The sequence below is a fragment of the Rhodococcus sp. SJ-2 genome (assembly GCF_053750035.1).
The window spans coordinates 3,722,090-3,748,814 of record NZ_CM132340.1 but is presented as its reverse complement, the minus strand read 5'-3'; the positions used below and the strand labels follow the sequence as shown (position 1 = coordinate 3,748,814).

Sequence of the window (26,725 nt, the reverse complement as noted above, 5' to 3'; positions counted from 1 at the left end):
TGTTCCGTGATCGACATACCTAGCCTCTAGCCTGGCAATCATGGCAGCAGTGAGCAAGGTATTCGCAGCGAGGCTGGCGGGCCTGGTCGTGCTCGGCCCCGACGGCGAATCGATCGGTCGTGTCCGCGACGTCGTGCTCACCATACGAATAGGCCGTCAGCCTCCGCGCGTGCTCGGCCTGGTCGTCGAGCTTCCCACCAGGAAACGGATCTTCGTTCCGATGCTGCGGGTGACGGCGATCGCGCCGGGTTCGGTCACGCTCGTCACCGGCAACGTGAGCCTTCGCAGGTTCACTCAGCGTCCCTCCGAGGTGCTCGCCCTCGCGCAGGTGCTCGACTCCCGCGTGCGCGTCGACGACCCGGAGCTCTCCGACCTCCAGGGAGCGGACGTCACCGTCGTCGATCTCGGGATCGATCTCACCCGCAGCCGGGATTGGCTGGTCTCGCGTGTCGCGGTGCGACGGCATCGGGGACGGCTGGCGCGTCGCGCGCCCGTGCACGTCGTGGAGTGGCAGCACGTGCACGGCCTGACTCAGCAGGCCCTCGCTCTACCCGGGCAGGGTGTCTCACAGTTGCTGCTCCAGTTCGAGGACATGCGTCCCGCCGACGTCGCCAACGTGTTGCGCGATCTCCCGATCAAACGCCGCAACGAAGTAGCCGCCGCACTCGACGACGAACGACTCGCCGACATCGTCCAAGAGCTACCGGCAGACGACCAGACGGATCTCCTCAAACACCTCGAGGTCGACCGTGCCGTCGACGTTCTCGAGGCCATGGACCCGGACGACGTCGCCGATCTGATGGGCGAGCTGCCGGAGACCGACGCCGAATGGTTCCTTCAGCGCATGAACCCGGAAGATTCCGAGCCGGTGCGCCGCCTGCTCGAACACTCTCCCGACACCGCGGGCGGCCTGATGACTCCGGAGCCGGTCGTTCTGACTCCGGCGACCACGGTCGCCGAGGCACTCGCTCGGGCACGCAATCCGGATCTGACCCCCGCACTGGCGTCGATGGTGTTCGTGGTCCGCCCCCCGACCGCGACACCGACCGGCCGCTATCTGGGTTGCGTTCATCTGCAACGATTGCTTCGAGAACCGCCGGCAAGCCTCGTCGGCGGTGTCATCGACAACGATCTCCCGCGACTCGATCCCGAGGATTCTCTGGCTTCGGTAACGCGTTACTTCGCGACGTACAACCTGGTGTGCGCTCCGGTCGTGGACGACGAGCAGCACCTGCTCGGTGCGGTGAGTGTCGACGACGTGCTCGACCATCTGTTGCCCGAGGACTGGCGTGAAGAGGAGGAAGAGGATGAGTGACCGCAACCCGTTGGGCACACAGCGGCTCGAGACTCCCCGTACCTCCCGGTTCCGGGTGAACTTCGATGTGGAGGCCGTCGGCCGCGTCAGCGAGTCGATCGCACGATTCCTCGGCACCGGCCGCTACCTGGCGATCCAGACGATCGTGGTGATCGTCTGGATTGTGCTCAATGTCTTCGCGGTGAGCCTGCAGTGGGATCCGTATCCGTTCATCCTGCTCAATCTCGCGTTCTCGACGCAGGCCGCGTATGCGGCGCCGCTGATCCTGCTCGCCCAGAACAGGCAGGAGAACCGCGACCGGGTGTCGCTCGAGGAAGACCGGACACGGGCCGAGCAAACGAAGGCCGACACCGAGTTCCTCGCACGTGAGCTTGCGGCGTTGCGACTTGCCGTCGGCGAGGTCGCGACACGCGACTATCTGCGACGAGAACTGGAAGACCTGAAGACTCTGATCATCGATGCCGACAAGGGCGACGAGGTCGGTCCCGGTCCGGTGAGGCCACCGCGACGCTGAGGACATCCGATACCGCAACGTCCGGTTGCACATAACCCGAACCCGTTCTGTAATGTGCGTCACAACAGTGGTGACGTAGGTTCGGTCGAAGGTGGGGTGTCCAGGTGCGCTGGCAAACGACTCTGATTGTTGTTCCGTTGCTCGCTGCAGCAGGTTTCGCCGCGACAGCCTCGGCGCCCGCACCGAGCGGCGCCGCGGCCGATCTCGAACCCGCGCACACCGCCGCCGTACGGAATGTGGGCGTTCTGCCCGCCGAGCCGGCGACCCCGCAGGCGATGCGCAATCCGTCCGCAGCCACCGGCGACCCGACGGATCCGCTGTCACAGACGCCCCCTGCGATGCCCGGTGACGGGTTCGCCATACTCGGCGACGGCCCCCTCGCAATCCCTGAACTCGTGTTCTACGCATACCGCGCCGCCGAGATGCAGCTCGCGATCAATTCGCCGGAGTGCGGACTGTCGTGGCATCTGCTGGCAGCGATCGGGCGCCTCGAATCGAATCATGCCGACAACGGGCGAACGGACGTCCTCGGCACTCTCGCCGCAGCACGGACGACACCCGACGGCCGCGTCGGCCCGATGCAGCTTCCGGCCGGCGCGTGGGAGCGCTTCCCCTCGGACGGAAACGCCGACGGAGTGACGGACCCGCAGAACGTGTTCGATGCGACACTCGCAGCGGGGGCGTGGGCCTGCGCGGACGGCGCGCCCGCGCGAGACGAGGCAGGCGAAGCGCGGGTCGCCGCAATGTTCGACCCCTCCCCCGAGTACCTGGCGAATGTGCAGAAATGGTCTGCCGCCTACAAGAAGGGCGCAGAGGTGGCCCCGGCAGTCCCTGCGGTACCACCGACCGCTGCCCCCACCCCTCCGGTCGTGCCGATGCCCACCACCGACGCTGCCGCTCCTGCCACACCGGACACGAACGATGAGCAGGCCACCGAGGAGACCACTCCTGCCTCGCCGGGCCTGCCCATGATGACGATTCCGGAACTGCCGGAAATACCCTGCCTCGTCCCCACCCTCTGCGAGCCGTGACATTCAAGAGCGGGACATTCAAGCAGTGACATTCCCCGGACGCTCCCACCTGAAGTCGGACATTCCCACCCGTCGACCTGTTACTAAAATCACATACACATAACGGACGCATCCTCCCCTCCGCGGCCGCTCGATCCCCTCGCAGGCGCCTCGACCGCGGGTTTTCGATTTCCGTCGCCACCGGCGATGACGCCGGCCCCGAGTATCCGTAAACCTGCGTTACATCACGGTTGAGTAACGGAAGCGCATCGAATCCTGTAGTGTCGGCCCGGCCATATAACGGAGGCATCTCGACGAGATGCCCGAGGGAGGTAGTAGTGGGCCGGCACGCTAAGCCATTGGATTCGAAACTCCGTCGCAATTCCGTCATTGCCATGACGGGGTTGGTGCCGGTGGGCTTGGTTGCCGCAGCCGCCACCACCGCGGGCGCATCGCCCCGCACCCTGCTCGGGATCCACCAGCACGAAACCGAGCCTGCAACTGCTGCGACGCCGATCGACGACATCGCCGCGGCCGTGAACTCGATCGATATCCCGCAGGTCACCGCGGTCGCCCAGAATGTCATGCTCGCTCCGGAGCCCGCTGCCGCGCCCACACCGAAGGCCGCTCCCGCGCCGGAACCCGAGCCCAAGGTCCTGCACGAAGGCCCCCTCGGAATTCCCGGCATCAACTTCGACGCCTACCTCAACGCCGAACGGATCCTCAACGAGGAAAATCCCGGCTGTGGCATGTACTGGACGTTGCTCGCGGGAATCGGCCGCGTCGAATCCGGGCATGCCAACGGAGGCCAGGCCGACGATCTCGGAAACCTCAACGAGCCCGTGATCGGCCTTCCGCTCAACGGCAGCCTCCCCGGCCAGGCCGTGATCCACGACACGGACGGCGGCGTCCTCGACGGCGATTCCGTATACGACCGGGCCGTGGGGCCGATGCAGTTCATCCCCACCACGTGGACCCAGTACGCGGGCGACGGCAACGGTGACGGCAAGTCCGATCCCCAGAACCTCTACGACTCCACCCTGACCACCGCGCGCTACCTGTGCGACGGTGGCCTCGACATGCGCAACCTCGCGCACTCGACGAAAGCCATCCACCGCTACAACAACTCGATGGCGTACGTCGCGAACGTCCTCGCCTGGTCTGCCGCCTACTCGACCGGCATCACACCCAGCGCTGCCGACCTGCCGCGGATCCACTGAACCACCGCCACCTACCATGGTCACCATGGCAGTCCTTGAGTCCGACATCCGAAGCGCGCTCGCACGGGTCCAGGATCCGGAGATCCGCAAGCCCATCACGGACCTCGGAATGGTCAAGAGCGTCGAAATCCGCGACGACAGCAGTGTCGACATCGAGGTGTATCTCACGACGGCCGCGTGCCCGATGCGTACCGAGATCACCGATCGGGTCACCAAGGCCGTAGCCGACGTGGCGGGCGTGGGCGAGATCCGAGTGACCCTCGACGTGATGAACGACGAGCAGCGCACGGCCCTTCGCAAGTCCCTTCGCGGTGACTCCACCGAACCCGTCATCCCGTTCGCGCAGCCCGGTTCGCTCACTCGCGTCTACGCGGTGGCCTCCGGGAAGGGCGGCGTCGGCAAATCGTCGGTCACCGTCAACCTCGCAGCTGCGATGGCCGATCGTGGACTGTCCGTAGGTGTGCTCGATGCCGACATCTACGGCCACTCGATCCCCCGCATGCTCGGCACGTCCGCGAAGCCCACCCAGGTGGAACGGATGATCGTGCCGCCCATCGCGCACGAAGTGAAGATGATTTCGATCGCCCAGTTCACCGAGGGGAACACCCCGGTGGTATGGCGCGGCCCCATGCTCCACCGGGCACTGCAGCAGTTCCTCGCCGATGTCTTCTGGGGCGATCTCGACGTGCTGCTGCTGGACCTCCCGCCCGGTACGGGCGACGTCGCGATCTCGGTTGCGCAGCTGATCCCCAACGCGGAGATCCTCGTGGTGACCACCCCGCAGCAGGCAGCAGCGGAGGTCGCCGAGCGTGCCGGCTCGATTGCCTTGCAGACCCGTCAGCGCATCGCGGGCGTTGTCGAGAACATGTCGTGGCTCGAACTACCCGACGGCACCAAGATGGATGTCTTCGGTACCGGCGGCGGCCAGGCAGTCGCAGAGCGGCTTTCACGCGCAGTCGGAGCCGAGGTGCCACTGCTGGGCCAGATCCCCCTCGACCCTGCGATCCGTGAGGCGGGCGACGCGGGCACCCCGATCGTCCTCAGCGCACCGGATTCCGCACCGGGCATCGCGATGCGGGAGATCGCCGAGAAACTCGCCGTGCGTCGTCGTGGTCTGGCAGGCATGTCACTGGGGATCGACACCACCCGGCATCTCTGAGCCGCAGAGAAGCAGCACCGCCCCTCAGGGACGCAGAGCCCCTCCTCGGGGCGAGGACACTACGTCGCGTCGGGATCGATCGGCGGAATCTCGCCCGGAGCGAGGGGCTTCGACATGTCCGGCCGCGAAGGCGCCGAACTGCGAGGGCCCCCACCGGGCCCATTGGCCGTCGGGGAATCGAAGTTGCCCGTGAGGATCGAGTCGTCGCCGTCGAGAAGATGCTTGGTGATGACGGCCTTCGGCGTCATGCCCCGCAGCTGGTTGAGATCGGACAGCGGCTTCTGAAGATCGTCGAATTCGGGCCCGAGTTCGTCCTTGAGCTGCTGACGGGCACCCGACGCATACTCACGCACCTGCCGAAGTGACTTGGTCACCCACGACACCGCACCCGGAAGTCGCTCCGGACCGAGGACCACGAGGGCCGCGATGAGGAGGACCATGAACTCGCCCCAACCGATGTTGCCGAACACGGCACCAGACTACGTGGTCCACGCAGGATTGCAGCACCCACAGCAGATGTCACAATCCCTCATGATCAATCCGATACCGGTGTGACCTCGATGTCGACCAGGCGGCCCTCACGCACCAACTGCACGGTGACCGGCTGATCCATCGCCTGCAGATGAACTGCGACGACGAGTTCGTCCGCGCTCGTGACCTCTCGGTCGCCGACCTTGACGATCACGTCGCCTTCGACGATGCCTGCCTGCTGAGCCGGGCTCCCCTGCTGCACATTGGCCACCTCGGCGCCACTGGCAACATCGTTGACAACGGTCCGAGCATTCACACCGATCTCAGGATGATGCATCACACCGTCGGTGATGAGCGCCTGCGAAACCTCGGTGACGGTATCGATCGGGATCGCGAAGCCCAGACCGACCGATCCGCCGGTCTCCGACTTGATCGCCGAGTTGATGCCGATGACCCGGCCTTCCGAGTCGATGAGCGGTCCCCCCGAATTACCCGGGTTGATGGCCGCGTCGGTCTGCACGGCATCGATGACCGCGTCGGTGTCGGTGCCCTGTCCGTTCAACCGCATGGGCCGATGCAGCGCACTGACGATGCCACGCGTGACGGTCTTGTTCAGGCCGAGGGGCGAACCGACCGCGACGACGTCCTCGCCGACCTGGACGTCCTCGGACCGGCCGAGTTCGGCGACGACGAGATTGTCGACATCATCGACCTTCAGGATCGCCAGATCGGTCTTGATGTCTCGCCCCACGATCGACGCAGGCACCTTCGTACCGTCGTTGAACGACACCTGCACGTTGGCTTCGGGATTGTTCGCGGCCATCGACACCACGTGGTTGTTGGTAGCAATGTAGCCTTCCCCGTCGATCACGACACCCGATCCGGTTCCGGCGTCCTGGCCGAGCGTGACCTGGATCGATACGACCGCGGGCAGGACGGCGTCGGCAACCTGGGCGACAGTGCCGGTCGGGACATCCTCGCCTGCCGCAACCTGCGTCAGCGATACGCCGCGACTTGTCAGCGATCCGTTCTCGGACAGCATCAGAGCGACGACGAGCCCGCCGACCATTCCGATGACGACGGCTACGGCGGCGAGAGTGGCGAGGGCACGTGGCTCGACGCGACGGTCGAAGAGCACTTCCCGAAGAGCCAATTTGCGTGCGGGCGGCAGTTCGTCCGGCGCCGTGTCCGCAATGGGAGGACCGAGTCGCACGGCCGAATCCGGGTTGCGCCACGGGTCGGGCGGCGTCGTCTCGGCAGGGCCTTCGTCGGGGTCCCCTGGCGGGCGCTGAAGAGTATCGACACTCTCGTCGGGACGTCCGTACGCTTCCGCGAAGATCGGATCGGCCGGAGGCGCATGCTGGATCCGCGGGTCGGGTGTCCGGTCTCGGGAGCTCCCGCCGAAGGAACCGACGGCACCGGCAGGCCGACCGAAGACCTGCGCAGCGGACGGGTCGACGATAGGCCGATACACGGGCCTTGGTTCGAGGCGCGGCGCATCGACGGGTCTTGCAATCTCCCCGGACCGACCCGAAGCGGCATCGGGCATACCGTCGGCGGGCGCAGTGTCGTTGTCGCCGACCCTGTTGTCGCCGGTCCCGGCGTCGCCTCGCCCGTTACGTTGCACACCCGTCCGTTGCACAGAATCGCCGCTCACGCGTGTCCGTCTCCCCCGTGTAGGTCCGTCACGCAGCCCAGTATCACCGATGGCACTGTCTCTGCTGCTACCGCCTGCTCGCTGTCACCGACGACGGCGGATCGACCACCGGCGTGTGGCGCTCCACGGATCCTGGGCGGCGGCGTCGAACGGACCTCCCGGACCCGACAGACGAGTAGGGTCGGGGCCCGGCTTGTCACAGAGATGGCTGGGAATGTTGCTCAGCGCCCCGAGCAGCGAGGACGGCATCGCCGGGGCCTGACGGGCCGCCGACCGCAATGCGCGACGGGCCTGTTCCTGCGCTTCGACCTCGGTCGCGCATTCGCCACAGATGGACAGATGCTGTGCGGCGCGGAGGTACGCCGACATCCGGAGCTCTCCGTCGACGAATGCGGCAACGGCTTCGCTGGCCAGGTGCTCCGTAGAACCGAACCTGCGAGGTGGTTGCACCATCGTCATCAAATCCTCCTGGCGGCTACCCCGCATCGACGCGACCGACTTCGACCTTCCCATGCTCGCGCAGGTGCTCGCGCAGCGCCTGGCGACCCCGGTGGATACGACTACGCACCGTACCGAGCTTCACCCCCAGTGTGGCACCGATCTCTTCGTACGAGAGTCCCTCGATGTCACAGAGCACCACCGCGGCACGGTACTCCGGTGCCAGCGAGTCCAGTGCGGACTGCAGATCGGCACCGAGGCGAGCGTCGTGGTAGATCTCCTCGGGGTTCGGCCCGTGGGCCGGTACCCGATCGTAGTCCTCCGGCAGCGCTTCCATCCGGATGCGATTCCGGCGGCGCACCATGTCCAGGAAGAGGTTCGTGGTGATTCGATGCAGCCAGCCCTCGAAAGTGCCCGGCTGGTAGTCCTGCAGTGAACGGAACACCCTGATGAATGTGTCCTGGGTGATATCTTCGGCGTCCTGTGCGTTGCCGGAAAGTCGGTAGGCAAGCCGGTACACGCGGTCGCCGTGCTGACGGACCAGCTCGTCCCATGACGGCATGGAAGCACGATCACCGGTGGCATCGAACACTGCTGTTCCACTCATATCGGTGTCGGCAGACGTGCACACGTCGGAGGTGGGGACGGTATCGGATCTTTGCATGTGGATCGGTGGATCCTCCTCTTCGGGACCGCTGATCGAAAAAAACGACATTCTTCCGGTGGTCAACGCTCGGACGCGGGAATCTATTTCCGCTGGTGCCCCTTCGTCGACCTTTCCGACAGGTCTTGCGCAATCGTCGAACCGGCGGTCTGTTGCGTATCCGACCATTACTTTTCACCACAGCGATGTGGACGCCGTATGAGTACCCTGAAAGTCAGCTGAGAAACCACGAACGCGGGATTCTGGGGCGCGCCTGCCTGCACTGATGCGGTCGCGACGATAGCCTCATCAGGGTGCAGACCAATGCCGACCGGATCCTGGCCCACGCGGAGAATGTCGTCGTCGAGGACGATGCCCTCGTCAACGCGCGCGAACGCGCCCTCGATCTCGGCGCCGAACCCGTATCTCCGTCCGTGGGCGCAGCGTTGTCGCTGTTCGCGCGCATGCTCGATGCGCGCACCGTCGTCGAGATCGGCACCGGCGCCGGTGTCAGCGGCCTGTGGTTGCTCCACGGACTCCGCGAGGACGGCGTCCTCACCACCATCGACAGCGAACCCGAGCACCAGCGGGCCGCCAAGATCGCGTTCCGTGACGGCGGGATGGTCGCCTCCCGAACCCGGCTGATCAACGGCCGGGCACTCGACGTGCTGCCTCGCCTCGCGGATTCCGGATACGACCTCGTCTTCGTCGACGCCACCCCCGCCGACCATCCGCACTTCGTCCGGGAAGGCGTACGGCTGCTCAGGCCCGGCGGGGTCATCGTGCTGCACAATGCACTGCTCGACGGGCGTGTCGCAGACCCGGCAGCGCGAGACTCGACGGTGCTCGCTGTTCGTGAGGCGGCCCGTGCCATCTCTCAGGACGACCGGCTTGCTCCTGTGGTCCTGCCTCTCGGTGACGGACTGCTGTGCGCTGTGCGTATGAGCTGAGCGCCGCGCACAGCCGTGCGTATGAGCTGGGCACCGCGCGCACCAGGGTGAGCTAGATCCACACGCCCTTGCCGATGGCGACGACCCCTCCGTTGCTCACCGCGAAGCGCTGACGGTCGCGTTCGAGATCGACTCCGATGATCTCGCCGTCTCCGACGACGACATTCTTGTCGAGAATTGCGTGACGCACGACCGCGCCCTTACCGATGCGCACCCCGGGCATCAGCACACTGCCCTCGACGGTGGCGCCGTCCTCGACCATGACATTGGAGCTGAGTACCGAGTTACGGACGGTCGCGGCCGACAGGATGCTCCCTGCCCCCACGATCGACTCCTGCGCGAGGCCGCCCTGTACGAACTTCGCGGGCGGGAGGTTCTCGGCCGCACCGCGGATCGGCCAGCGCCTGTTGTACAGATTGAAGATGGGGTGAACGGACACCAGATCCATGTGTGCGTCGTAGAACGCGTCGAGCGTGCCGACGTCGCGCCAATAGGCGCGGTCGCGTTCGGTGGCACCCGGCACCACGTTGTTGTTGAAGTCGTAGACGTGCGCTGCACCCTGCGCGACGAGAGCGGGGATGATGTCGCCGCCCATGTCGTGGTCCGAGTCGGAATTCTCGGAATCCGCTCGCAACGCCTCGACAAGCACCTTCGTGGTGAAGACGTAGTTGCCCATGGAGGCAAAGGTCACGTTGGGGTCGTCGGGAGTGCCGGGCGGGTGGGCAGGCTTTTCGAGGAACTGGGTGATGCGGCCGGACTCGTCGCTGTCGATGCATCCGAAGGCGAACGCTTCGCTGCGCGGGACCCGGATGCCCGCAACGGTCACGCCGGCTCCGGATTCGATGTGCTGACGCACCATCTGCTCGGGATCCATGCGGTAGACGTGGTCGGCGCCGAACACCACGATGTACTCGGGATCCTCGTCGTACACGAGGTTCAACGACTGCAGGATCGCATCGGCACTCCCTGTGTACCAGCGTGGCCCCAGACGCTGCTGCGCGGGCACCGGGGTGATGTATTCCCCCGTGAAACCGGACAGCCGCCAGGTCTGGGAGATGTGCCGATCGAGCGAGTGCGACTTGTACTGCGTCAGCACGCAGATACGCAGATAGCCCGCGTTGACGAGGTTGCTCAGCACGAAATCGATCAGACGGTAGGCACCTCCGAACGGCACCGCGGGCTTCGCGCGGTCCGCGGTCAACGGATACAGCCGCTTACCCTCGCCGCCGGCGAGCACGATTCCAAGCACATGTGGCTGGCTCCTCACACGCTCAACCTATCCGCACTGCCTACGATGCCGCCAGCCAAGTGAGAACTCGGAGAAGTCGGCGACCCCGTCGGGGTGCGGCGGCCTGTGATGTCCCCTCGTCCCGGCGTTCGGAGATCGAGTGGCCGGAACTTCTGCGGCCGGATAGTTTGATGCGGTGCGGGTGGCAATGATGACACGGGAGTATCCGCCCGAGGTGTACGGCGGCGCAGGCGTTCACGTGACCGAGCTGGTGTCGCAACTACGGCGCCTGTGCGAGGTCGACGTGCATTGCATGGGAGGGCCCCGCGAGACCGCGATCGTGCATTCCCCCGACCCGGCACTCTCCGGCGCCAACGCTGCATTGACCACCCTGTCAGCGGAATTGCGTATGGCCCACGGGGCGGCCGGGGCGGACATCGTCCACTCACACACGTGGTACTCGGGTCTCGCCGGTCATCTCGCCGCAGACCTGTACGACGTCCCCCACGTCCTCACCGCTCACTCGCTCGAGCCCCGGCGCCCGTGGAAAGCCGAACAGCTCGGTGGTGGTTACCGGATTTCGTCGTGGTCCGAACGCAACGCCGTGCAGTACGCGGACGCGGTCATCGCCGTCAGCGACGGTATGCGGCTCGACGTTCTCGACGCCTATCCGTTCGTCGACCCCGCGCGCGTCCACGTGGTGCGAAACGGGATCGACACCTCGGTGTGGCATCCGGGCCCCCTCCCGCCCGATTCCGAATCGGTGCTTCCGACGATCGGTGTCGATCCCACCGCGCCGATTGCCGTGTTCGTCGGCCGCATCACCCGTCAGAAGGGCCTCGGTCATCTGATCGCCGCCGCACACCGCATCGCGCCCGAGATCCAACTCGTGTTGTGTGCAGGTGCTCCCGACACCCCGGAGCTCGCAGCGGACACCGAACGAGCTGTCGCCGAATTGCAGAGTTCGCGGGGCAACGTCATCTGGGTTCAGGAGATGCTCCCGCGAGAATCGGTCCGCGAGCTGCTCGCTGCCGCTCAGGTTTTCGTATGCCCTTCGGTGTACGAGCCACTCGGTATCGTCAACCTGGAAGCGATGGCGTGCGAGACCGCCGTAGTGGCATCGGATGTGGGTGGGATCCCCGAGGTCGTGCAGGACGGCGTCACCGGCACGCTTGTGCACTACAACTCGTACGAACCCGCAGTCTACGAACACGCTCTCGCGGACGCCGTCAACGATCTCGCCTCCGACCCCGCGCGCGCGGCCGAATTCGGACGTGCCGGGCGAGCGCGGGCGATCAGCGAGTTCTCATGGGCGCAGATCGCGCGGGCCACCCTGGTGGTCTATCAGGACGCGATCAGCCGCCGCTGACCTCCCCGTCTCGCCGAGCGCCGTCACCGGGCTTCCGGCTCCACGTCGACACCGTCACCGATGCGGTCACCTCGAAATCGTCGGGCAGTGCCTCCACCATCTCGGCGCGCTGCGCCGCGGTGAGATGGAAGGCGGACGGGCCCATTCCCACGAGAGCGACGAGCGCCGTGCGGGTCAGTTGCATCGCGAAACGCACCTCGGTGCGAGCGTGTCGCTCGAATCGCCCGGACAGCGCCGACGACAGACGTTCGGTCTTGTGTTCGTCGACGCTGACCATCCCGGGCAGCGACACGAGTTCACGCAGGTGTTCCGGTGCCGGAGTGGCCACCACGAGCACACCGCCGGGCTCGAGGACCCGGTGCGCCTCGGACGCGTTGCGCGGGGCGAACACCGACAGGACGTGCCCGAGCGTCCCGGATCGCACCGGGATCTGCGCCCACACATCCGCGAGGACGGCGCCGGTACGGGGATGACTGCGAGCGATTCGGCGCGCCGCCGGCTTCGACACGTCGAGACCGATACCTCGGGAACCCGGCAACCCGTCGAGTACCGAGGCAAGGTAGCCCCCGGTGCCCGCGCCCACCTCGAGCACACCCGAATCGGACGGGACGGACGCGCACGCAGCCCTCACTGCCTCGCGGATCGGGTCGTAGTGGCCTCCATCGAGGAACGCGGCGCGGTCGGCGATCATCTCTGCCGTGTCGCCGGTGAATCGGGTCGCCGCACCGCTCAAGAGAGAAACGTAGCCCTGGCGTGCGATGTCGAAGCTGTGGCCGCGTTCGCACAACACCGCCGTGTCGTCGAGATCCATCGCGGATTCACAATGCGGGCACGCGAGGAGGTCGATCACCGAGTCGAGCATGGTTTCCCTTCATCCACGACGCGCACGGCAGGTCTCGCCGATACGAATCCGGGCCTCGCGCACAGACAGCAGCGCGAGACCCGGAAACGTCGAAAGAGGCGCTGATCAGCTGGTGACACTCTTGAGTTCGTCGCCGAGGGCCGCAGCCTCGTCCGGCGTGAGCTCGACGACCAAACGTCCGCCGCCCTCGAGTGGAACCCTCATGACGATTCCTCGTCCCTCTTTGGTTGCTTCGAGGGGACCGTCCCCGGTCCGGGGCTTCATGGCCGCCATCCTCTGCTCCCTCCAAATCTGCACCCGACCTCCGGGCGCGTGGGTTACCGTGTGGTTGCCTCGTCGCGGTCGACGATGCGCGCTCCACCATTGTTCCCTATCGCGGTCCTCGCTGGACAGCGGACTCCCGCGGGTGCCCGCGCGCAGTAGGTCAAGCGTCCGTTCGAACCCAGCACTCCGCAACGTGGTCGTCGACCATCCCGGTGGCCTGCATGAGGGCATACGCAGTGGTGGGGCCCACAAAACGGAATCCCCTGCGCTTGAGTTCGCGCGCCATCGCCCTCGATTCCTCGGTCACCGCGGGAATCCGCTCCGCGGAGTCGAACCGCTCGGCGCGCCGCGGCGGCGCGAACGACCACAGCAACGTGTCGAGGTCGTAGTCGGTGAGATCGAGTACCGCTCGCGCGTTCGACACCACTGCCTCGATCTTGAGCCGATTGCGGACGATGCCGGCATCGGCCATAAGCGCCGCGATTTTCTCCTCGTCGTAGCGAGCCACGATGTCGACATCGAAACCGTCGAACGCCGCGCGAAATCTCTCGCGTTTACGCAGGATCGTCAACCACGAAAGCCCCGACTGGAACGCCTCGAGGGCGAGCCGTTCGAACAGTTCGTCGCGGCCGTGCAGTTCACGTCCCCACTCGGTGTCGTGGTAGTCGCGGTAGAGCGTCTCGCCGGCGCGATCGACCGCCCAGGGACAGCGCGCCCGTTGGTCCTCGGTCATGACGTCGCTCCTTCGTCGGCGTCCTGCTTCTCCCTCTCGGCCTCGGACTCCGCCGGTCGCGTGGATTCGCGAGACCCGGGATCGTCGTGCTCGTCGTCCGGTTTCTCGACGACTCGATCGTGGGGCACGGGCACGTCGTCGCCCGGCGTCTCGGCGGACACCTCGTACTCCTCGATCCGCGCCTTGAGTTCGTCGATCTCGCGAGCGAGCCGATCGAGTGCCCAATCGACCTCGCCCATCTTGTATCCGCGCAGAGTCTGCTGGAAGCGTAGATCTCGCACGTCGGTGCCCGTCACGTCGGACGCGGGCAGAACAGTGGCTGTGGTGCCGGGCGGGATGGGTGCGAGCGCTTCACCACGCCCGAACACCACACTCGCGACGAAGAACAGCGCGGCGCCGACGACGACGATGACGAGCACGTACAGCAGAACCGTCAGCATCCCTCGATCTTGACACGCCGCACCGACAACCGGGTCAGCCGGTGATGGTCGCCATGGGTGGACGGTCCTCGAGGCTCACGCGCGTCTCGACCGGGCTGAACGAGTCGCCGTCGACGAGGAACTGGGTCAGGGGCGCACCCGAATCCGCGATTCCGCAGCGACCCAGCATCGTCCCGACGATCTGCCTGCTCATCGCGCCGAGCTCGGACAGGGGCCGGTTCCGATGCTTGCGCACGCCGAGGTTGACCTGGGCAATCGCATCGAGACCGAGCCGGTCGTACGTGTCGAGCAGTAGTCCGATCTCGACGCCGTAACCCGGTGCGAACGGCACCGACTGCAACAGCTCGCGGGTACCCGCGTATTCGCCTCCGAGAGGTTGGAGGACACACGTCAGTTCCGGCCGCAGAGCGGCGAGCAGCGGCCGGGCGACCAGTTCGGTGACCCTGCCACCTCCGGAGGCGTCCTCGGCTCCACTGACCCGAAGGGGACGCCGGTAGAAGCCCTTGACGAGGTGGATTCCGTCTCCGAGCAGCAGCGGGCCGAGGAGCTTCGGCACGAACGCCGGATCCGGGTTGATGAGATCGGAATCGACGAACGCGATCAGGTCGCCGGACGTCGCCGCGATCGACCGCCACAGGACCTCGCCCTTGCCTGGGACCGGTGGCACACCGGGCACTGCTTCCTCGCGGGAGATCGTGCGTGCACCGGCGGCACGCGCGCGGGCCACGGTGTCGTCCGTGGAACCCGAGTCGAGCACCACCAGCTCGTCGACGAGACCACCCAGGAGAGGGTGGATCGTGTCGACGACCCTTCCGACGGTGTCCTCCTCGTCGAGGGCGGGCAACACCACGGTCACTGTGCGCCCTGCCTTGGCGCGCTCGAGTTCGGCGACCGTCCACGTGGGACGGTCCCAGCTGTTCGCTTCACTCCAGGTGCGTGTGGGAGCACTCATGCCAGACCCCTGACCGTGCGGGCGGGCGGGCGGGTGCCGACGATCGCGGCCGTCATGTCGACCACGCGGCGGGTCGCTGCGACCTCGTGCACCCGGAACACCCTCGCTCCTGCTGCCGCGGACAATGCTGTCGCTGCCAATGTGCCCTCCAACCGCTCGGCGAGTTCGACTCCCAGAGTCTCGCCTACGAAGTCCTTGTTGCTGAGCGCCATGAGCACAGGCCACCCGCTATTTACGAGAACGTCCACGTGCCGCAACAATTCGAGCCCGTGATAGGTGTTCTTCCCGAAATCGTGGGTGGGATCGATGAGGATCGAGTCGGGCGCGACGCCTCGCCGCGCTGCGTCCTCGGCAGCGCCGACGACCTCGGCCGCGACCTCGGCAACGATGTCGGCGTACCGCACCCGGTGAGGGCGGGTCCGAGGGGTCGCGCCGCCGGTGTGGGAGCACACGATGCCCACGCCGAGCTCTGCCGCGACGTCGACGAGTTCGGGGTCGGCGCCCGCCCACGTGTCGTTGATCAGATCGGCGCCTTCGGCGACCGCGCGCCGCGCCACCTCGCTGCGCCACGTATCGACGCTGATGAGCACGTCCGGGTATCGCTCACGGATCGCTGCGACGAAGGGTACGACCCGTCTGATCTCCTCAGCAGTGTCGACGAGGTCGCCCGGTCCTGCCTTGACACCGCCGATGTCCACGAGATCGGCTCCCTCGGCAACGGCGCGGTCGACTGCGGCCAGGGCTGCATCGTCGGTGAACGTCGCGCCCCGGTCGTAGAAGGAGTCCGGGGTGCGATTGACGATCGCCATCACGAGGGCTCGGTCGGTCGCGACCGGCCGGCCGCACAGCGTCGGAGACGGTCGTCCACCCAGCGTCGGAGACGGTCGTCCACCCAGCGTCGGGGATGCATGCCCGGGTGGGCGCACGTCGCGCTGTGCGGGCAGCTCGGGAACCTCTGCGGCGGAACCGGTCATGGCTCCCATCCTGACATGATCAGCGTCGGGGGATTTCACCCCGAGTGACTGCCTCGACGTATCCGTCGTAGTGGGGGCGATATCCGTCGGAGCGGTCTGCGAGAACGAACACCGCGTCGGACCCGGTGTCGGTGAAGCCCTGGTTGCGCAGATCCACCTTGCGGCTCTTGAAGGTCGTCGTGTGTTCGAGCTCGTCGACGATCCGCACGAACAGCGGTACCGCGTAGTCCGGGAGCGCGTGGTGCAGGGCTGAGGAGAGTGCCGCGCCGTCGAATTCCGAGTCCGGATTCAACGTCACCGCGACCATGCCTGCGCGGCCTTCTACGCCGGGCACCTCGACCCCGTAGACGACGGCTTCGGCGATCGACTCGTGCGACGATACCGCCCCTTCGACCTGGGTGGTTGCGACGTTCTCGCCTTTCCACCGGAAGGTGTCGCCGAGTCGGTCGACGAACGCGACGTGCATGAATCCCTGTTTGCGGACGAGGTCGCCGGTGTCGAACCAGACGTCGCCGTCGTCGAACCCGTCGCGGACGAGTTTGGCTTCGGTTGCCTCGGGATCGGTGTAGCCGTCGAAGGGGGCGCGGGACGTGACCTTCGCGAGGAGCAGACCGACCTCACCTCGCCGGACGCTCTTCAGGTGCCCGTCGGCAGCGCGTCGCGCTTTGCCCGTATCGGGGTCGTATTCCACCACTGCGTGCGGGAGCGGGCAGATTCCCGCGGTGCGAGTCTGGTTGAGCGCGTTGATGAATGCGATGTTGCATTCGCTTGCGCCGTAGAACTCTGCGACACGGTCGATTCCGAAGCGGTCGGTGAATTCGGTCCAGATCTCGGGTCGCAGGCCGTTGCCCACCATCAGCCGGATGCCGTTGTCACGGTCGTCGGGACGCGCCGGCTGGTTGAGCAGGTAGCGGCAGATCTCACCGATGTAGATGAACGCGGTGGCTCCGTTGCGTCGGGCATCCGACCAGAATCCCGACGCCGAGAACTTGCGGCCCAGCGCGAGGGTCGCGCCGGAACCGAGCACCGACGAGAGCGCGACCGTCAGTGCGTTGTTGTGATAGAGCGGCAGGCAGCAGTACAGAGTGTCGTCGCGGCGCAATCGGACACCCAGTCCGCCGAGCCCCGACATCGACTTGAGCCAGCGGAAGTGCGACATCTTGCTGGCTTTGGGCAGACCTGTCGTCCCCGAGGTGAAGATGTAGTACGCGGTCTCGGAGGCCTGTAGACGTTCGGTGACCGCGGGGTTCGCGGAATCTGCCTCGGCGGCGAGTGAGTCGAGCTCGTCGACGCGCAGCACCGCCTCCGCCTGCGGTGGTCCGTCGAGGGACTCGATCGCGTCCTCGCACTCTTCACCGATCACGAGGACCCGGCTGTCGAGTAGACCGAGGCTGTGGGCAAGGACCTCGCCACGTTGGTGATTGTTGAGCATGCCTGCCGCGGCACCGAGTTTGACCGCTGCGAGCGTGATGAGGAGTGCTTCGGGCCTGTTCGTCATGAGGATGCCGACGACGTCGCCGACCCGCACGCCCCGCGCCGTCAGCACCGCCGCGTACCGGTTGACCTGTGCGTTCGCATCGCCGTACCTCAGTGTGTCGCCGTCGAAACGCAGGAACGGCCGGTCGGGCCGACGCTCGGCGAGTTTCTGGAAGACCGAACCGATCGTCTCGCGGGCCTTCGGAGTGCGGGTCATGCCGAGTGCTCCGCGCAGCAGGCTCGGTGCATCCGGCAGCATGGCCGGTAGTTGGGCAAGCAGGTCGAGCGGGGAGACGGTCGAATCACGCTCGGTGGACACGGACTTGGTCAACTTCGTTCCTCACGGCGGTCGGCTGGGCAGCAGGCTCGAAAGAAGTCGCAGCTCCCCCGAACTTACCGAAGAGTAGATAATCGATCGGCCGAACGAAACCCCCTCTACATCCGAGCGGCCGCGCCACACCGGTCGAGCGCATCCTCGATATCCGCGGTGACCTGCAGGGAATCGAGCGCCCGCCGAGCCACGAACCCGGTGTCGACCATAGACTCCAGCCACGTGAGCAATCCGGTGTAGTGCCCGACCGGATCGAGCAGCACCATGGGTTTGTCGTGCATTCCCAAGTATCCCGCGGTCCAGGTTTCGAAGAGCTCCTCGAGGGTGCCGATACCACCGGGCAGGGTGATGAACGCGTCGGCGCGGTTCTCCATGATCTCCTTGCGCTGGCGCATCGTATCGGTGACGACGAGTTCGTCCGCGTCGACATCGGCGACCTCACGGTGCACGAGCGCCTTCGGGATGACTCCGAGCGTGTGCCCGCCCGCAGCGCGGACGGCCTCGGCGATCGCACCCATCATCGACACGTTGCCCCCGCCGGAGACCAGCCGCCATCCGCGACGTCCCAGCGCCGTGCCGACCGCGGTCGCGAACCCGAGGTACGACTCGTGCACCGGACCGGACGCGCAGTAGACGCACACCGCCAGACCGGACTCGCTCACCATGAGGCCTCCTCACCGTAGAGCTCGTGTTCGTCCTCACCGCGGTGCGCGGCGACGATGATCTGCACCGCTTCGTCGATGCTGTCGGTAACCGAGATCAAATCGAAGTCCTCCGCCGAGATCTTGCCCTCGCGCAGCATCGTCGCGCGGATCCAGTCGAGTAGGCCCGACCAGTACTCGGTGCCGAACAACACGATCGGGAACTGGGTGATCTTGTGGGTCTGAACCAGCGTGACCGCTTCGAACAGTTCGTCGAGCGTTCCGAATCCGCCGGGCAGGCAAACGAACGCCTGTGAGTACTTCACGAACATCGTCTTGCGCGCGAAGAAGTACCGGAAGTTCAGGCCCAGATCCACCCAATCATTGAGTGACTGCTCGAATGGCAATTCGATACCCAGCCCGATCGAGAATCCCCCCGACTCGCTCGCGCCCCGGTTCGCGGCTTCCATCGCTCCGGGGCCACCACCGGTGATCACGGCGTATCCGGCTTCGACGAGTGCAGCACCGAGACGGCGACCGATCTCGTAGTCCGCGTGGTCCGTCGGCGTCCGCGCCGACCCGAACACCGCGACGGCGCGTGGCACCTCGGCGAGGGCGCCGAACCCCTCGACGAATTCACTCTGAATTCGCAGCACCCGCCACGGGTCTGTGTGCACCCAGTCGGCAGGCCCTCGCCGGTCGAGCAGACGCTGATCCATCATGGTGGACTCGAACGCACGATCGCCGCGCAACTGCACGGGCCCGCGATGCACGACCTCGTCGCGGTCGCGTCGACTGTCCGAGTTCGCGGGGGGTTCGTCGCCTGGCATGTCGGTCACGTTATCGGGTGAGGTACCCGCGGAGCACCGCGGTCACCTCGGTGATGTGACGCACGTCGACGTTCTCGTCCCGCTTGTGCGCGAGGTTCGGGTCGCCCGGGCCGTAGTTGACGGCGGGGATTCCCAAGGCGGCGAACCGCGACACGTCGGTCCATCCGTATTTGGCGCGGAAGCGCCCGTCGGCTGCCGCGACCAGCGCTGCCGCTGCGGGATTCGCCAGCCCGGGCAGGGCACCCGGCGACATGTCGGTCAGCTCCATCTCGATGTCGAGGCCGGCGAAAACCTCCTTCACGTGGGCGAGGGCGGTGTCGGGGCTGCGGTCCGGTGCGAACCGGAAGTTGACGTCGACCTCAGCAGCGTCGGGCACGACATTGCCTGCCACTCCCCCGCCGAGGCGCACGGCGGACAGTCCCTCGCGGTACACACAGCCGTCGATGTCGACCGATCGCGCTTCGTACCGCGACAATCGTTCGAGTACGGGCGCGAGCTTGTGGATCGCATTGTCGCCGAGCCAGGACCTGGCCGAATGTGCTCGCACACCGCCCGTGGTGATCCTCACCCGCAGCGTCCCCTGACAGCCCGCTTCGATCAGCCCGCCGGTGGGCTCGCCGAGGATTGCGACATCGGCATCGAGCCATTCACGCAGATCGGACTCGATTCGGCCGAGTCCGTTGAAGGAGGCGGCGATCTCCTCACAGTCGTAGAACACGAGCGTCAGGTCGTGCGCGGGTTCGGCGACCGTCGCCGCGAGATGCAGGAAGACCGCGTCGCCCGACTTCATATCGGAGGTCCCGCACCCGTACATCAGATCGCCCTCGCGCCGCGACGGCACGTTGTCGGCGATCGGCACCGTGTCGAGGTGACCGGCGAGCATCACCCGGCTTCCGAGACCTCGATTCGTGCGCGCCAGAACAGCGTTGCCACTGCGAATCACCTCGAACCCCGACGTCTGTTCGCGCAGCGCCTTCTCCACGGCGTCGGCGATGACCGATTCGTCCTGCGACACGCTGGGAATGTCCACCAGGGCAGCGGTGAGGTCGATCGGATCGGCATGCAGGTCGAGGTGTGGAGCGGTCATAGCCGCACAATACGGAATCACCGTTTTTCACAGGTTCGGCATCGGTTTTTCACAGGGCCTACACAGGAGCACGCGCGCCTCGCGTACGCTTCTCGACCGTGAGTGCACACGGAGCATCAGCAGTAGGCATCGCGAACATCGCGACGGACGGCACCGTCCTCGACACCTGGTTCCCGGCCCCCACGCTGGGCGAACACACCGAAACCGGGACGACGCGGCTCGAAGGCAAGGACATCCCGTCCGACCTCGCGTTGCTCGCGGGGACCGACGAGGCGCGCGACGTCAACCAGGTCGCGGTCCGCACCACCATCGCCGATCTGTCGCAGGCGCCCGCCGACGCACACGACGCCTATCTGCGTCTGCACCTGCTTTCCCATCGTCTCGTCCAACCGCACGGCATCAACCTCGACGGCCTGTTCGGTCTGCTCGCCAACGTGGTGTGGACCAACTACGGTCCCTGCGCCGTCGAAGGATTCGAACTCGTCCGTTCGCGTCTTCGCATCCGCGGACCCGTCACCGTCTACGGCGTCGACAAGTTCCCGCGCATGGTCGACTACGTCGTGCCGTCCGGTGTCCGCATCGCCGATGCCGATCGCGTCCGTCTCGGTGCGCACCTCGCCTCCGGCACCACCGTGATGCACGAGGGCTTCGTGAACTTCAACGCGGGCACCCTCGGGAACTCGATGGTCGAAGGCCGAATCTCCGCGGGCGTCGTCGTCGACGACGGCTCCGACGTGGGTGGCGGCGCGTCGATCATGGGCACTCTGTCGGGCGGCGGCAAGGAAGTCATCTCCATCGGGAAGCGCTGCCTCCTCGGAGCGAACGCCGGCGTCGGCATCTCGCTCGGCGACGACTGCATCGTCGAGGCAGGCCTGTACGTCACCGCCGGAACCAAGGTCACCGGCCCCGACGGTACCGTCATCAAGGCCAAGGATCTCAACGGCAAGTCCAATCTCATGCTGCGCCGCAACTCGGTCAGCGGTGCTGTCGAAGTGGTCCCCAACAAGGGCACCGGCGTCGAATTGAACGCAGCCCTCCACGCCAACGACTGAGTAGGGTCCCTTGAGCACAGCCGAGTCGCCCGCAAGCGAGCCGCAGCACCTCGGAAGCGGGCTCAAAGTCCGACATCTGACCATGATGGGGCTCGGCTCCGCGATCGGCGCCGGCCTGTTCCTCGGTTCCGGCGTCGGTATCGCCGCGGCGGGTCCCGCCGTCCTCATCTCGTACGTCCTCGCGGGCATCATGATCATCTTCGTGATGCGCATGCTCGGCGAGATGGGCGCGGCCCTTCCGGTCTCCGGTTCGTTCTCGCATTACGCCCGCATCGGGATCGGCCGCTGGGCCGGATTCACGATGGGATGGCTGTACTGGTTCATGCTCATCATGGTCCTCGGCGTCGAGATCACCGGTGCATCGGCCATCGTGCAGTCGTGGCTTCCCGGTGTGCCCCAATGGGTTGTGGCACTCGTATTCGTCACCTTCTTCGCCGTGATCAACCTCGCGCGTGTCGCCAATTTCGGTGAGTTCGAGTTCTGGTTCGCCGCGTTGAAGGTCGCCGTCATCATCGGCTTCCTCGTGCTGGGTGTGCTGTTGGTGTTCGGACTGCTACCCGATACCGATCCGGTCGGCACCGTGCACCTGCTCGGCGACGGCGACGGGTTCGCGCCGAACGGCCTCGCCGGCATCGCTGCGGGCCTGCTCGCGGTCGCATTCGCGTTCGGCGGGATCGAGATCGTCACGATCGCCGCCGCCGAATCGAAAGATCCGGAACGGTCCATCGCCACCGCCGTGCGCTCGGTCGTCTGGCGCATCAGCCTCTTCTACCTGGGTTCGATCGCGATCATGGTGCTCGTGTTGCCCTGGACCACCGCGAGCGGCGACACCTCGCCGTTCGTGTCCGTCCTCGATATCGCCGGAATCCCCTACGTTTCCGGGTTCATGGAACTCGTCGTCGTGATCGCGCTGCTGTCGGCGTTCAACGCGAACGTGTACGGAACCTCGCGGATGGCGTACTCCCTCGCGCGTGGTGGGGACGGACCGGCGTGGCTCGGCAAGCTCTCGCACAACGGGGTGCCCCGCAACGCCGTGCTGGTGTCGGTGTTCTTCGGTTTCGTCAGCGTGTGGCTGAACTGGCTGCTTCCCGACGAGATCCTGGGCATCCTGCTCAACGCCGTCGGCTCGGCACTGATCGCGATCTGGCTCTTCATCGTGGTCGCGCACCTGCGGCTACGGCGGCGGTTCGAGCAGGAGGGCACGCTGAAGCTGAAGATGTGGGCGTTCCCCTACCTGAGCTGGTTCACGCTCGCCATGCTCGTCGCGTTCATCATCCTGATGCTCTCCGATTCCGACGCCCGCGCGCAGCTCACCGCTACCGCCGTGCTGTTCGTGATCATTACCGTGATCGGCATCGTCTGGCGCCGGTTCCATCCCGCAGACTCCGAGAATCTTCCCACGTCCTGAGAGAGTGTCGGTGTCGGGCCCGGCCGAACGCTGGGCCCGATTCCCCGACTGCATGGGGCGAGAAACTACTGGGCGGCGAGGAATTCCCTGTCCGCGCCGAGACCTTCGAGTCTCCGGGCTATCAGCGCAGCCTGCAACTGTCGCAGACCCGAGGGGCGCGTGGGATCGAAACCGGTCAGCTGAGAAACCCGCTTGAGCCGGTAGTCGACGGTGTTGGCATGCACGTGCAGTGAGCGTGCGGTCAGCTGCCTGCTCAGATCGTGCGAGATGTGGGTCTCGAGAGTCTCGACGAGCTCGGGTGAATCGTCGAGTGGATCGAGGACACGCGCGAGATACTGCCGTGCCGGGCCAGGACGGGTCAGCTGATATTCGAGAGCCAGATCGTGCATCCCGTACGTGCCGACCGGGCGTCCCAGCAATCTGACGAGGTCCAGCAGTTCGTGGGCCTGCTTCGCCGCTGCAGGCACTTCCGGCACGGACGCGTGCACCAGCGCCACCGTCACCGAGACACCGGCCACCGCCTCGATCCGGTGGCGCAGCTCGTCGACCGACGGAGAAGTCGACGTCCCCGCGAGCAGGACCGTCCCCCCTTCGGGCCCGAGCAACGCCAGATGCTTGCCGTCGCAGATGGCTTCCAGCTCGACCTCGACGCGACGCAGGGTTCGACGGGCGACGACTTCCGGGCGCACGTGCGGATTCCGCTCGTCGGGGTGCCGCGCCAGCGACACGGCGAGCACCGTGTATCCGTCGGCGAGTTCGAGCCCCGAACGGCGCGCGACCGACGCGGCATCCTGCCCGCTGAGCAGTGCAGCGATGAGTTCCTGTGCGGCAACGTCGCGCTCGCGGCGAATCACCTCGAGCTCCGAGACGAAACCGGTCGTGGCGGTGACGGTGACGCGTTCGAGCAGTGCCATCCACAGTCGCGAGGCGTCGGCGACCGACATGACGTCGCCTTCGCGGGCCCGGTCACTGACGAGCTCCCAGCCGAGGCGAATGCCCTCGTGGTAGATGCGCAGCATGTATTCGAGGCGGAAGCCTGCCCGTGCCCACTGCGCTGCGCTGCTGCGCAGATCTGCGAGATCGGCATCCGACGGCAGCTCGCCGGAGTCGAGCAGGTGGATCGCGATGCGCAGGCACCGCACGGTGACCTCGGTGACGTCGCCGCGCAACGACTCTCCCGGGCGCAACGAGCACGGTGCGACGTTGTCGGCGAAGTGTGCGACCAGCTTGCGCGCCACCGCAGGCAGGTCGCGAAGCGGGACCGACGCGGGCTTGCCGTCGACCATGAAGGCCGGGCTCGCGCCGCTGGAGCGTTCCGAACGAAGCGCTTGCTCGGTGTCGCGAACCTGATCCGTCAAAGACATACCTCGAACCCCCATCGAAGTGAGTAGACCTACTTACTCTGCAGTAGACAATCCGCCCTGGAGTGTGGCACACGCAACCCTCGAACCGACTGTTTGTCGAGTTTCCGTCGACACCGGGACTCCGCCGGAGAATGTTCCGTCAGCATCACTACTGCAACAGTTTCTTCTGTACCTTTCCCATCGCGTTGCGTGGCAAGGAATCGACCACTCGCACCTCGCGCGGGCGCTTGTGGGTCGAAAGCTGCTGAGCAACAAGCGTGATCAACTCTTCCTCGACCACTTCCGGACCATCGACGTGAGGAACCACGAACGCGACGATACGTTGGCCGAGATCATCGTCTTCCAAGCCCGCAACCGCAACCTCCCTTACCGCTGGGTGTCCGAGCAGCACGGTCTCGATCTCTCCGGCGCCCACCCGAAACCCACCGGACTTGATCAGATCGGTCGATTCCCGGCCGACGATCCGGTGGAAACCGCCGGCGTCGATCACCGCGACATCACCGGTGACGAACCACCCGTCCTCGGTCCACGAGGCGGCCGTCGCCTCGGGACGACCCAGATAGCCGTCGAACAACATCGGCCCGCGCACCTGAAGCACACCGATGCTCTCCCCGTCGTGGGGCACATCGGCGCCGTGTTCGTCGCGCAGCCGCGTCTGCACCCCTGCAACCGGTGTCCCGACCCAGCCGGGGCGACGCTCCCCGTCGGCACGTGTACTCACGGTGAGCATCGTTTCGCTCATGCCGTACCGCTCGATCGGGGCGTGCCCGGTGAGCTCGCGTAACTTCTCGAACACCGGCACCGGGAGCGGGGCGCTACCCGAGACGAGCAGGCGCGCGCTACCGAGAGCGCGCGCGGACTCTTCGTCCTCGGCCACCCGCGACCACACCGTGGGCACACCGAAATAGAGGGTGCCCGCAGCCTCCGCGTAGGCCTGCGGTGTCGGCCTACCCGTGTGGATGAGCCTGCTACCCACCCGAAGTGGACCGAGGACACCGAGGATCAGTCCGTGCACGTGGAACAGCGGCAGTCCGTGCACAAGCGTGTCGCGCTCCGTCCAGTCCCACGCCCGTACGATCGCGTCGAGGCCGGCCGCAATCGCCTGGCGGCTGAGCAACACCCCCTTGGGCGAGCCCGTGGTGCCGGACGTGTAGAGCACGAACGCGACCTTCGCCGTGCTCGGTTCGGGCACGTGATGCCAGTCGCGCGCGTGCAGTCGCACCGGCAGCACCGGAAGTTCCGGCACCTGCACACCCGCGCCGGCACCGCCCGTCTCGGGAGCGGACCCGAGCCACGCCTGCGCACCCGAATCCTTCAGAATGTGGGCGAGCTCCGCCGGACCCGAGTCCGGCGGCACCGGCACCACGGTGACGCCCGCGAGCAGGCAGCCGACGACCGCCACGACCGTCGTCGCGGTGGGGGTCGCGAGCACCGCGACCCGCTCGGCTCGCGACACACGGGCGGCCACCGCAGTCGCCGCACCGAGAATGTCGCTGCGCGACAAGGTGTGGCCGTCGATCCGGACGGCATCGGGGACATCATCACCGCGGGCGACGGCAAGCGGGTTCAACGAACGCAGTAGTGCAGACACCCCTGTCACGATACTTTGACGATCTTCGATCGCACGTATCGCTTGTGCACGTTCAGGAACGGAGATGCCCGTGCGCTCCGGGGTCGGACGCGGTGATCTGCCGCGCCGGCGGAAGCACGATTCCGAGTACTGCCCCAAGCAGCATGCCGATCAGGACCGCGACACCGTGGGCGTCGTCGAAGAGAACCAGCAGCACCCCGGCGACGAACGTGCCCGCCGATGCCAGGAGCAAGGTGTGCCGGGCCGCCACCACCGGCCACAGGCCCGCGAGCGACGCTGCCATCACGAACGTCGCTCCTGACACTCCCGACCCCACCGATGGTGAGACGAACGAGGTGAACAGGCCCCACAACAGCTGGCCGACCACACACAACGCGACCGCGCGCTGCCACCCCCAGACTCGCACCACCGCGATCGCGACGATCGCGAACATCACCAGATTGCCCACAGTTCCGGCAACACCGTCTTGAGTCAGCGCAGACGTGAAGACCCGCCACCATTCACCATCGCGAGTGCGGATCGGATCCCGACGGAACACCAGGATCATCGAGGGTTCGATCAATCGGATCACCGACGGCACGGCGACCAGCACCCACAACGCGATTGCAGCGACCGGAGGCGGCCACCACCAGCCCTTCGCGGCGTGCCTGCCGTGACGCGGGGCCGCCATCAGGGCGGTCAGAGCCACCACGACGACGTAGAGCACCCACGAACGGGGGTCGTCGCCTGAGGTACTCACGGGCGCC

The 26,725-nt window shown here is 66.4% G+C and carries 27 protein-coding genes; 9 read left to right on the top strand and 18 right to left on the bottom strand.

Features of this window, described 5'->3' with window-relative positions:
* The first annotated feature begins 40 nt into the window (after positions 1–40).
* The 5 genes from ACSYG9_RS17695 to ACSYG9_RS17675 all read left to right on the top strand — a co-directional run bounded on the left by ACSYG9_RS17695 (position 41) and on the right by ACSYG9_RS17675 (position 5,218).
* A complete protein-coding gene (locus tag ACSYG9_RS17695; RefSeq protein WP_440123764.1) occupies positions 41–1,315 on the top strand; it encodes a magnesium transporter MgtE N-terminal domain-containing protein in 1,275 nt (424 codons plus the stop codon).
* Positions 1,308–1,829, top strand: a complete 522-nt coding sequence (locus ACSYG9_RS17690) for a DUF1003 domain-containing protein (RefSeq protein ID WP_440123763.1) — start codon at positions 1,308–1,310, stop codon at positions 1,827–1,829. The genes ACSYG9_RS17695 and ACSYG9_RS17690 overlap by 8 nt, the downstream gene beginning before the upstream one ends.
* 104 nt (positions 1,830–1,933) lie before the next feature.
* Entirely contained in the window at positions 1,934–2,860 is a 927-nt protein-coding gene (locus ACSYG9_RS17685; protein WP_454839340.1) for a hypothetical protein, read from the top strand.
* Between the two features lie 317 nt (positions 2,861–3,177).
* Positions 3,178–4,059, top strand: a complete 882-nt coding sequence (locus ACSYG9_RS17680; RefSeq protein WP_440123761.1) for a lytic murein transglycosylase — start codon at positions 3,178–3,180, stop codon at positions 4,057–4,059.
* A 25-nt stretch (positions 4,060–4,084) separates the two neighbouring features.
* The gene (locus ACSYG9_RS17675) at positions 4,085–5,218 is read left to right on the top strand and encodes a P-loop NTPase (protein WP_440123760.1); all 1,134 of its coding nucleotides are present in this window, start codon (positions 4,085–4,087) and stop codon (positions 5,216–5,218) included.
* Positions 5,219–5,277: 59 nt separating this feature from the next.
* Here the strand turns inward: ACSYG9_RS17675 and tatB are convergent, their stop codons facing one another.
* The 4 genes from tatB to sigE form a co-directional block, all read right to left on the bottom strand.
* On the bottom strand, positions 5,278–5,688 hold the full coding sequence (gene tatB, locus ACSYG9_RS17670) for a Sec-independent protein translocase protein TatB (RefSeq protein WP_440123759.1): 411 nt from the start codon (positions 5,686–5,688) through the stop codon (positions 5,278–5,280).
* 65 nt (positions 5,689–5,753) lie between these two features.
* The gene (locus ACSYG9_RS17665) at positions 5,754–7,238 is read right to left on the bottom strand and encodes a trypsin-like peptidase domain-containing protein (RefSeq protein WP_440127699.1); all 1,485 of its coding nucleotides are present in this window, start codon (positions 7,236–7,238) and stop codon (positions 5,754–5,756) included.
* Between the two features lie 192 nt (positions 7,239–7,430).
* Positions 7,431–7,805, bottom strand: a complete 375-nt coding sequence (locus ACSYG9_RS17660) for a zf-HC2 domain-containing protein (RefSeq protein WP_454839339.1) — start codon at positions 7,803–7,805, stop codon at positions 7,431–7,433.
* 16 nt (positions 7,806–7,821) lie between these two features.
* On the bottom strand, positions 7,822–8,448 hold the full coding sequence (sigE, locus tag ACSYG9_RS17655) for an RNA polymerase sigma factor SigE (RefSeq protein WP_440123757.1): 627 nt from the start codon (positions 8,446–8,448) through the stop codon (positions 7,822–7,824).
* 293 nt (positions 8,449–8,741) lie between these two features.
* Between sigE and ACSYG9_RS17650 the strand changes: the two genes are divergently transcribed.
* A complete protein-coding gene (locus ACSYG9_RS17650; RefSeq protein ID WP_440123756.1) occupies positions 8,742–9,377 on the top strand; it encodes a class I SAM-dependent methyltransferase in 636 nt (211 codons plus the stop codon).
* 52 nt (positions 9,378–9,429) lie between these two features.
* On the opposite strand, the gene glgC is transcribed toward ACSYG9_RS17650, so the two are convergent.
* Entirely contained in the window at positions 9,430–10,644 is a 1,215-nt protein-coding gene (glgC, locus tag ACSYG9_RS17645) for a glucose-1-phosphate adenylyltransferase (protein ID WP_440123755.1), read from the bottom strand.
* Positions 10,645–10,801: 157 nt separating this feature from the next.
* Here glgC and glgA point away from each other — a divergent pair, with 157 nt between their 5' ends.
* Positions 10,802–11,974, top strand: coding sequence for a glycogen synthase (gene glgA, locus ACSYG9_RS17640; protein WP_440123754.1), 1,173 nt, complete (start codon positions 10,802–10,804; stop codon positions 11,972–11,974).
* Here the strand turns inward: glgA and ACSYG9_RS17635 are convergent.
* The 10 genes from ACSYG9_RS17635 to dapE form a co-directional block, all read right to left on the bottom strand.
* Positions 11,961–12,836 (bottom strand): putative RNA methyltransferase, encoded by an 876-nt coding sequence (locus tag ACSYG9_RS17635; protein WP_440123753.1) that lies wholly within the window; start codon positions 12,834–12,836, stop codon positions 11,961–11,963. The two genes, glgA and ACSYG9_RS17635, sit on opposite strands and share 14 nt — an antisense overlap.
* Positions 12,837–12,941: 105 nt before the next feature.
* Positions 12,942–13,109, bottom strand: coding sequence for a DUF3117 domain-containing protein (locus ACSYG9_RS17630; protein ID WP_011211259.1), 168 nt, complete (start codon positions 13,107–13,109; stop codon positions 12,942–12,944).
* A 151-nt stretch (positions 13,110–13,260) separates the two neighbouring features.
* Entirely contained in the window at positions 13,261–13,833 is a 573-nt protein-coding gene (locus ACSYG9_RS17625; protein ID WP_454839337.1) for a DNA-3-methyladenine glycosylase I, read from the bottom strand.
* A complete protein-coding gene (locus ACSYG9_RS17620; RefSeq protein ID WP_440123751.1) occupies positions 13,830–14,273 on the bottom strand; it encodes a DivIVA domain-containing protein in 444 nt (147 codons plus the stop codon). Before ACSYG9_RS17620 ends, ACSYG9_RS17625 begins: the two co-directional genes overlap by 4 nt.
* A gap of 34 nt (positions 14,274–14,307) precedes the next feature.
* Entirely contained in the window at positions 14,308–15,225 is a 918-nt protein-coding gene (locus ACSYG9_RS17615; protein ID WP_440123750.1) for a glucosyl-3-phosphoglycerate synthase, read from the bottom strand.
* Positions 15,222–16,199 (bottom strand): dihydropteroate synthase, encoded by a 978-nt coding sequence (folP, locus tag ACSYG9_RS17610; RefSeq protein WP_440123749.1) that lies wholly within the window; start codon positions 16,197–16,199, stop codon positions 15,222–15,224. The genes ACSYG9_RS17615 and folP overlap by 4 nt, the downstream gene beginning before the upstream one ends.
* Before the next feature lie 19 nt (positions 16,200–16,218).
* On the bottom strand, positions 16,219–17,934 hold the full coding sequence (locus ACSYG9_RS17605) for a long-chain-acyl-CoA synthetase (protein WP_454842989.1): 1,716 nt from the start codon (positions 17,932–17,934) through the stop codon (positions 16,219–16,221).
* A 176-nt stretch (positions 17,935–18,110) separates the two neighbouring features.
* On the bottom strand, positions 18,111–18,671 hold the full coding sequence (locus ACSYG9_RS17600) for a TIGR00730 family Rossman fold protein (RefSeq protein WP_440123748.1): 561 nt from the start codon (positions 18,669–18,671) through the stop codon (positions 18,111–18,113).
* Positions 18,665–19,477 (bottom strand): TIGR00730 family Rossman fold protein, encoded by an 813-nt coding sequence (locus ACSYG9_RS17595; protein ID WP_440123747.1) that lies wholly within the window; start codon positions 19,475–19,477, stop codon positions 18,665–18,667. The genes ACSYG9_RS17600 and ACSYG9_RS17595 overlap by 7 nt, the downstream gene beginning before the upstream one ends.
* Positions 19,478–19,487: 10 nt before the next feature.
* Positions 19,488–20,564, bottom strand: a complete 1,077-nt coding sequence (dapE, locus tag ACSYG9_RS17590; protein ID WP_440123746.1) for a succinyl-diaminopimelate desuccinylase — start codon at positions 20,562–20,564, stop codon at positions 19,488–19,490.
* Positions 20,565–20,662: 98 nt separating this feature from the next.
* Between dapE and dapD the strand changes: the two genes are divergently transcribed.
* On the top strand, positions 20,663–21,616 hold the full coding sequence (dapD, locus tag ACSYG9_RS17585; protein ID WP_454839335.1) for a 2,3,4,5-tetrahydropyridine-2,6-dicarboxylate N-succinyltransferase: 954 nt from the start codon (positions 20,663–20,665) through the stop codon (positions 21,614–21,616).
* Between the two features lie 82 nt (positions 21,617–21,698).
* Positions 21,699–23,024, top strand: a complete 1,326-nt coding sequence (locus tag ACSYG9_RS17580; protein WP_440127697.1) for an amino acid permease — start codon at positions 21,699–21,701, stop codon at positions 23,022–23,024.
* A gap of 65 nt (positions 23,025–23,089) precedes the next feature.
* Here ACSYG9_RS17580 and ACSYG9_RS17575 read toward each other — a convergent pair whose 3' ends face one another.
* From ACSYG9_RS17575 to ACSYG9_RS17565, 3 genes are all read right to left on the bottom strand, one after another.
* Positions 23,090–24,310: a helix-turn-helix domain-containing protein gene (locus tag ACSYG9_RS17575; protein ID WP_440127696.1), complete on the bottom strand. Its 1,221-nt coding sequence runs from the start codon at positions 24,308–24,310 to the stop codon at positions 23,090–23,092.
* Between the two features lie 226 nt (positions 24,311–24,536).
* Complete coding sequence (locus tag ACSYG9_RS17570) at positions 24,537–25,979, bottom strand: acyl-CoA synthetase (RefSeq protein ID WP_454839333.1); 1,443 nt, start codon at positions 25,977–25,979, stop codon at positions 24,537–24,539.
* 52 nt (positions 25,980–26,031) lie between these two features.
* On the bottom strand, positions 26,032–26,718 hold the full coding sequence (locus tag ACSYG9_RS17565; RefSeq protein WP_440123743.1) for a rhomboid family intramembrane serine protease: 687 nt from the start codon (positions 26,716–26,718) through the stop codon (positions 26,032–26,034).
* Between the last annotated feature and the right edge of the window lie 7 nt (positions 26,719–26,725).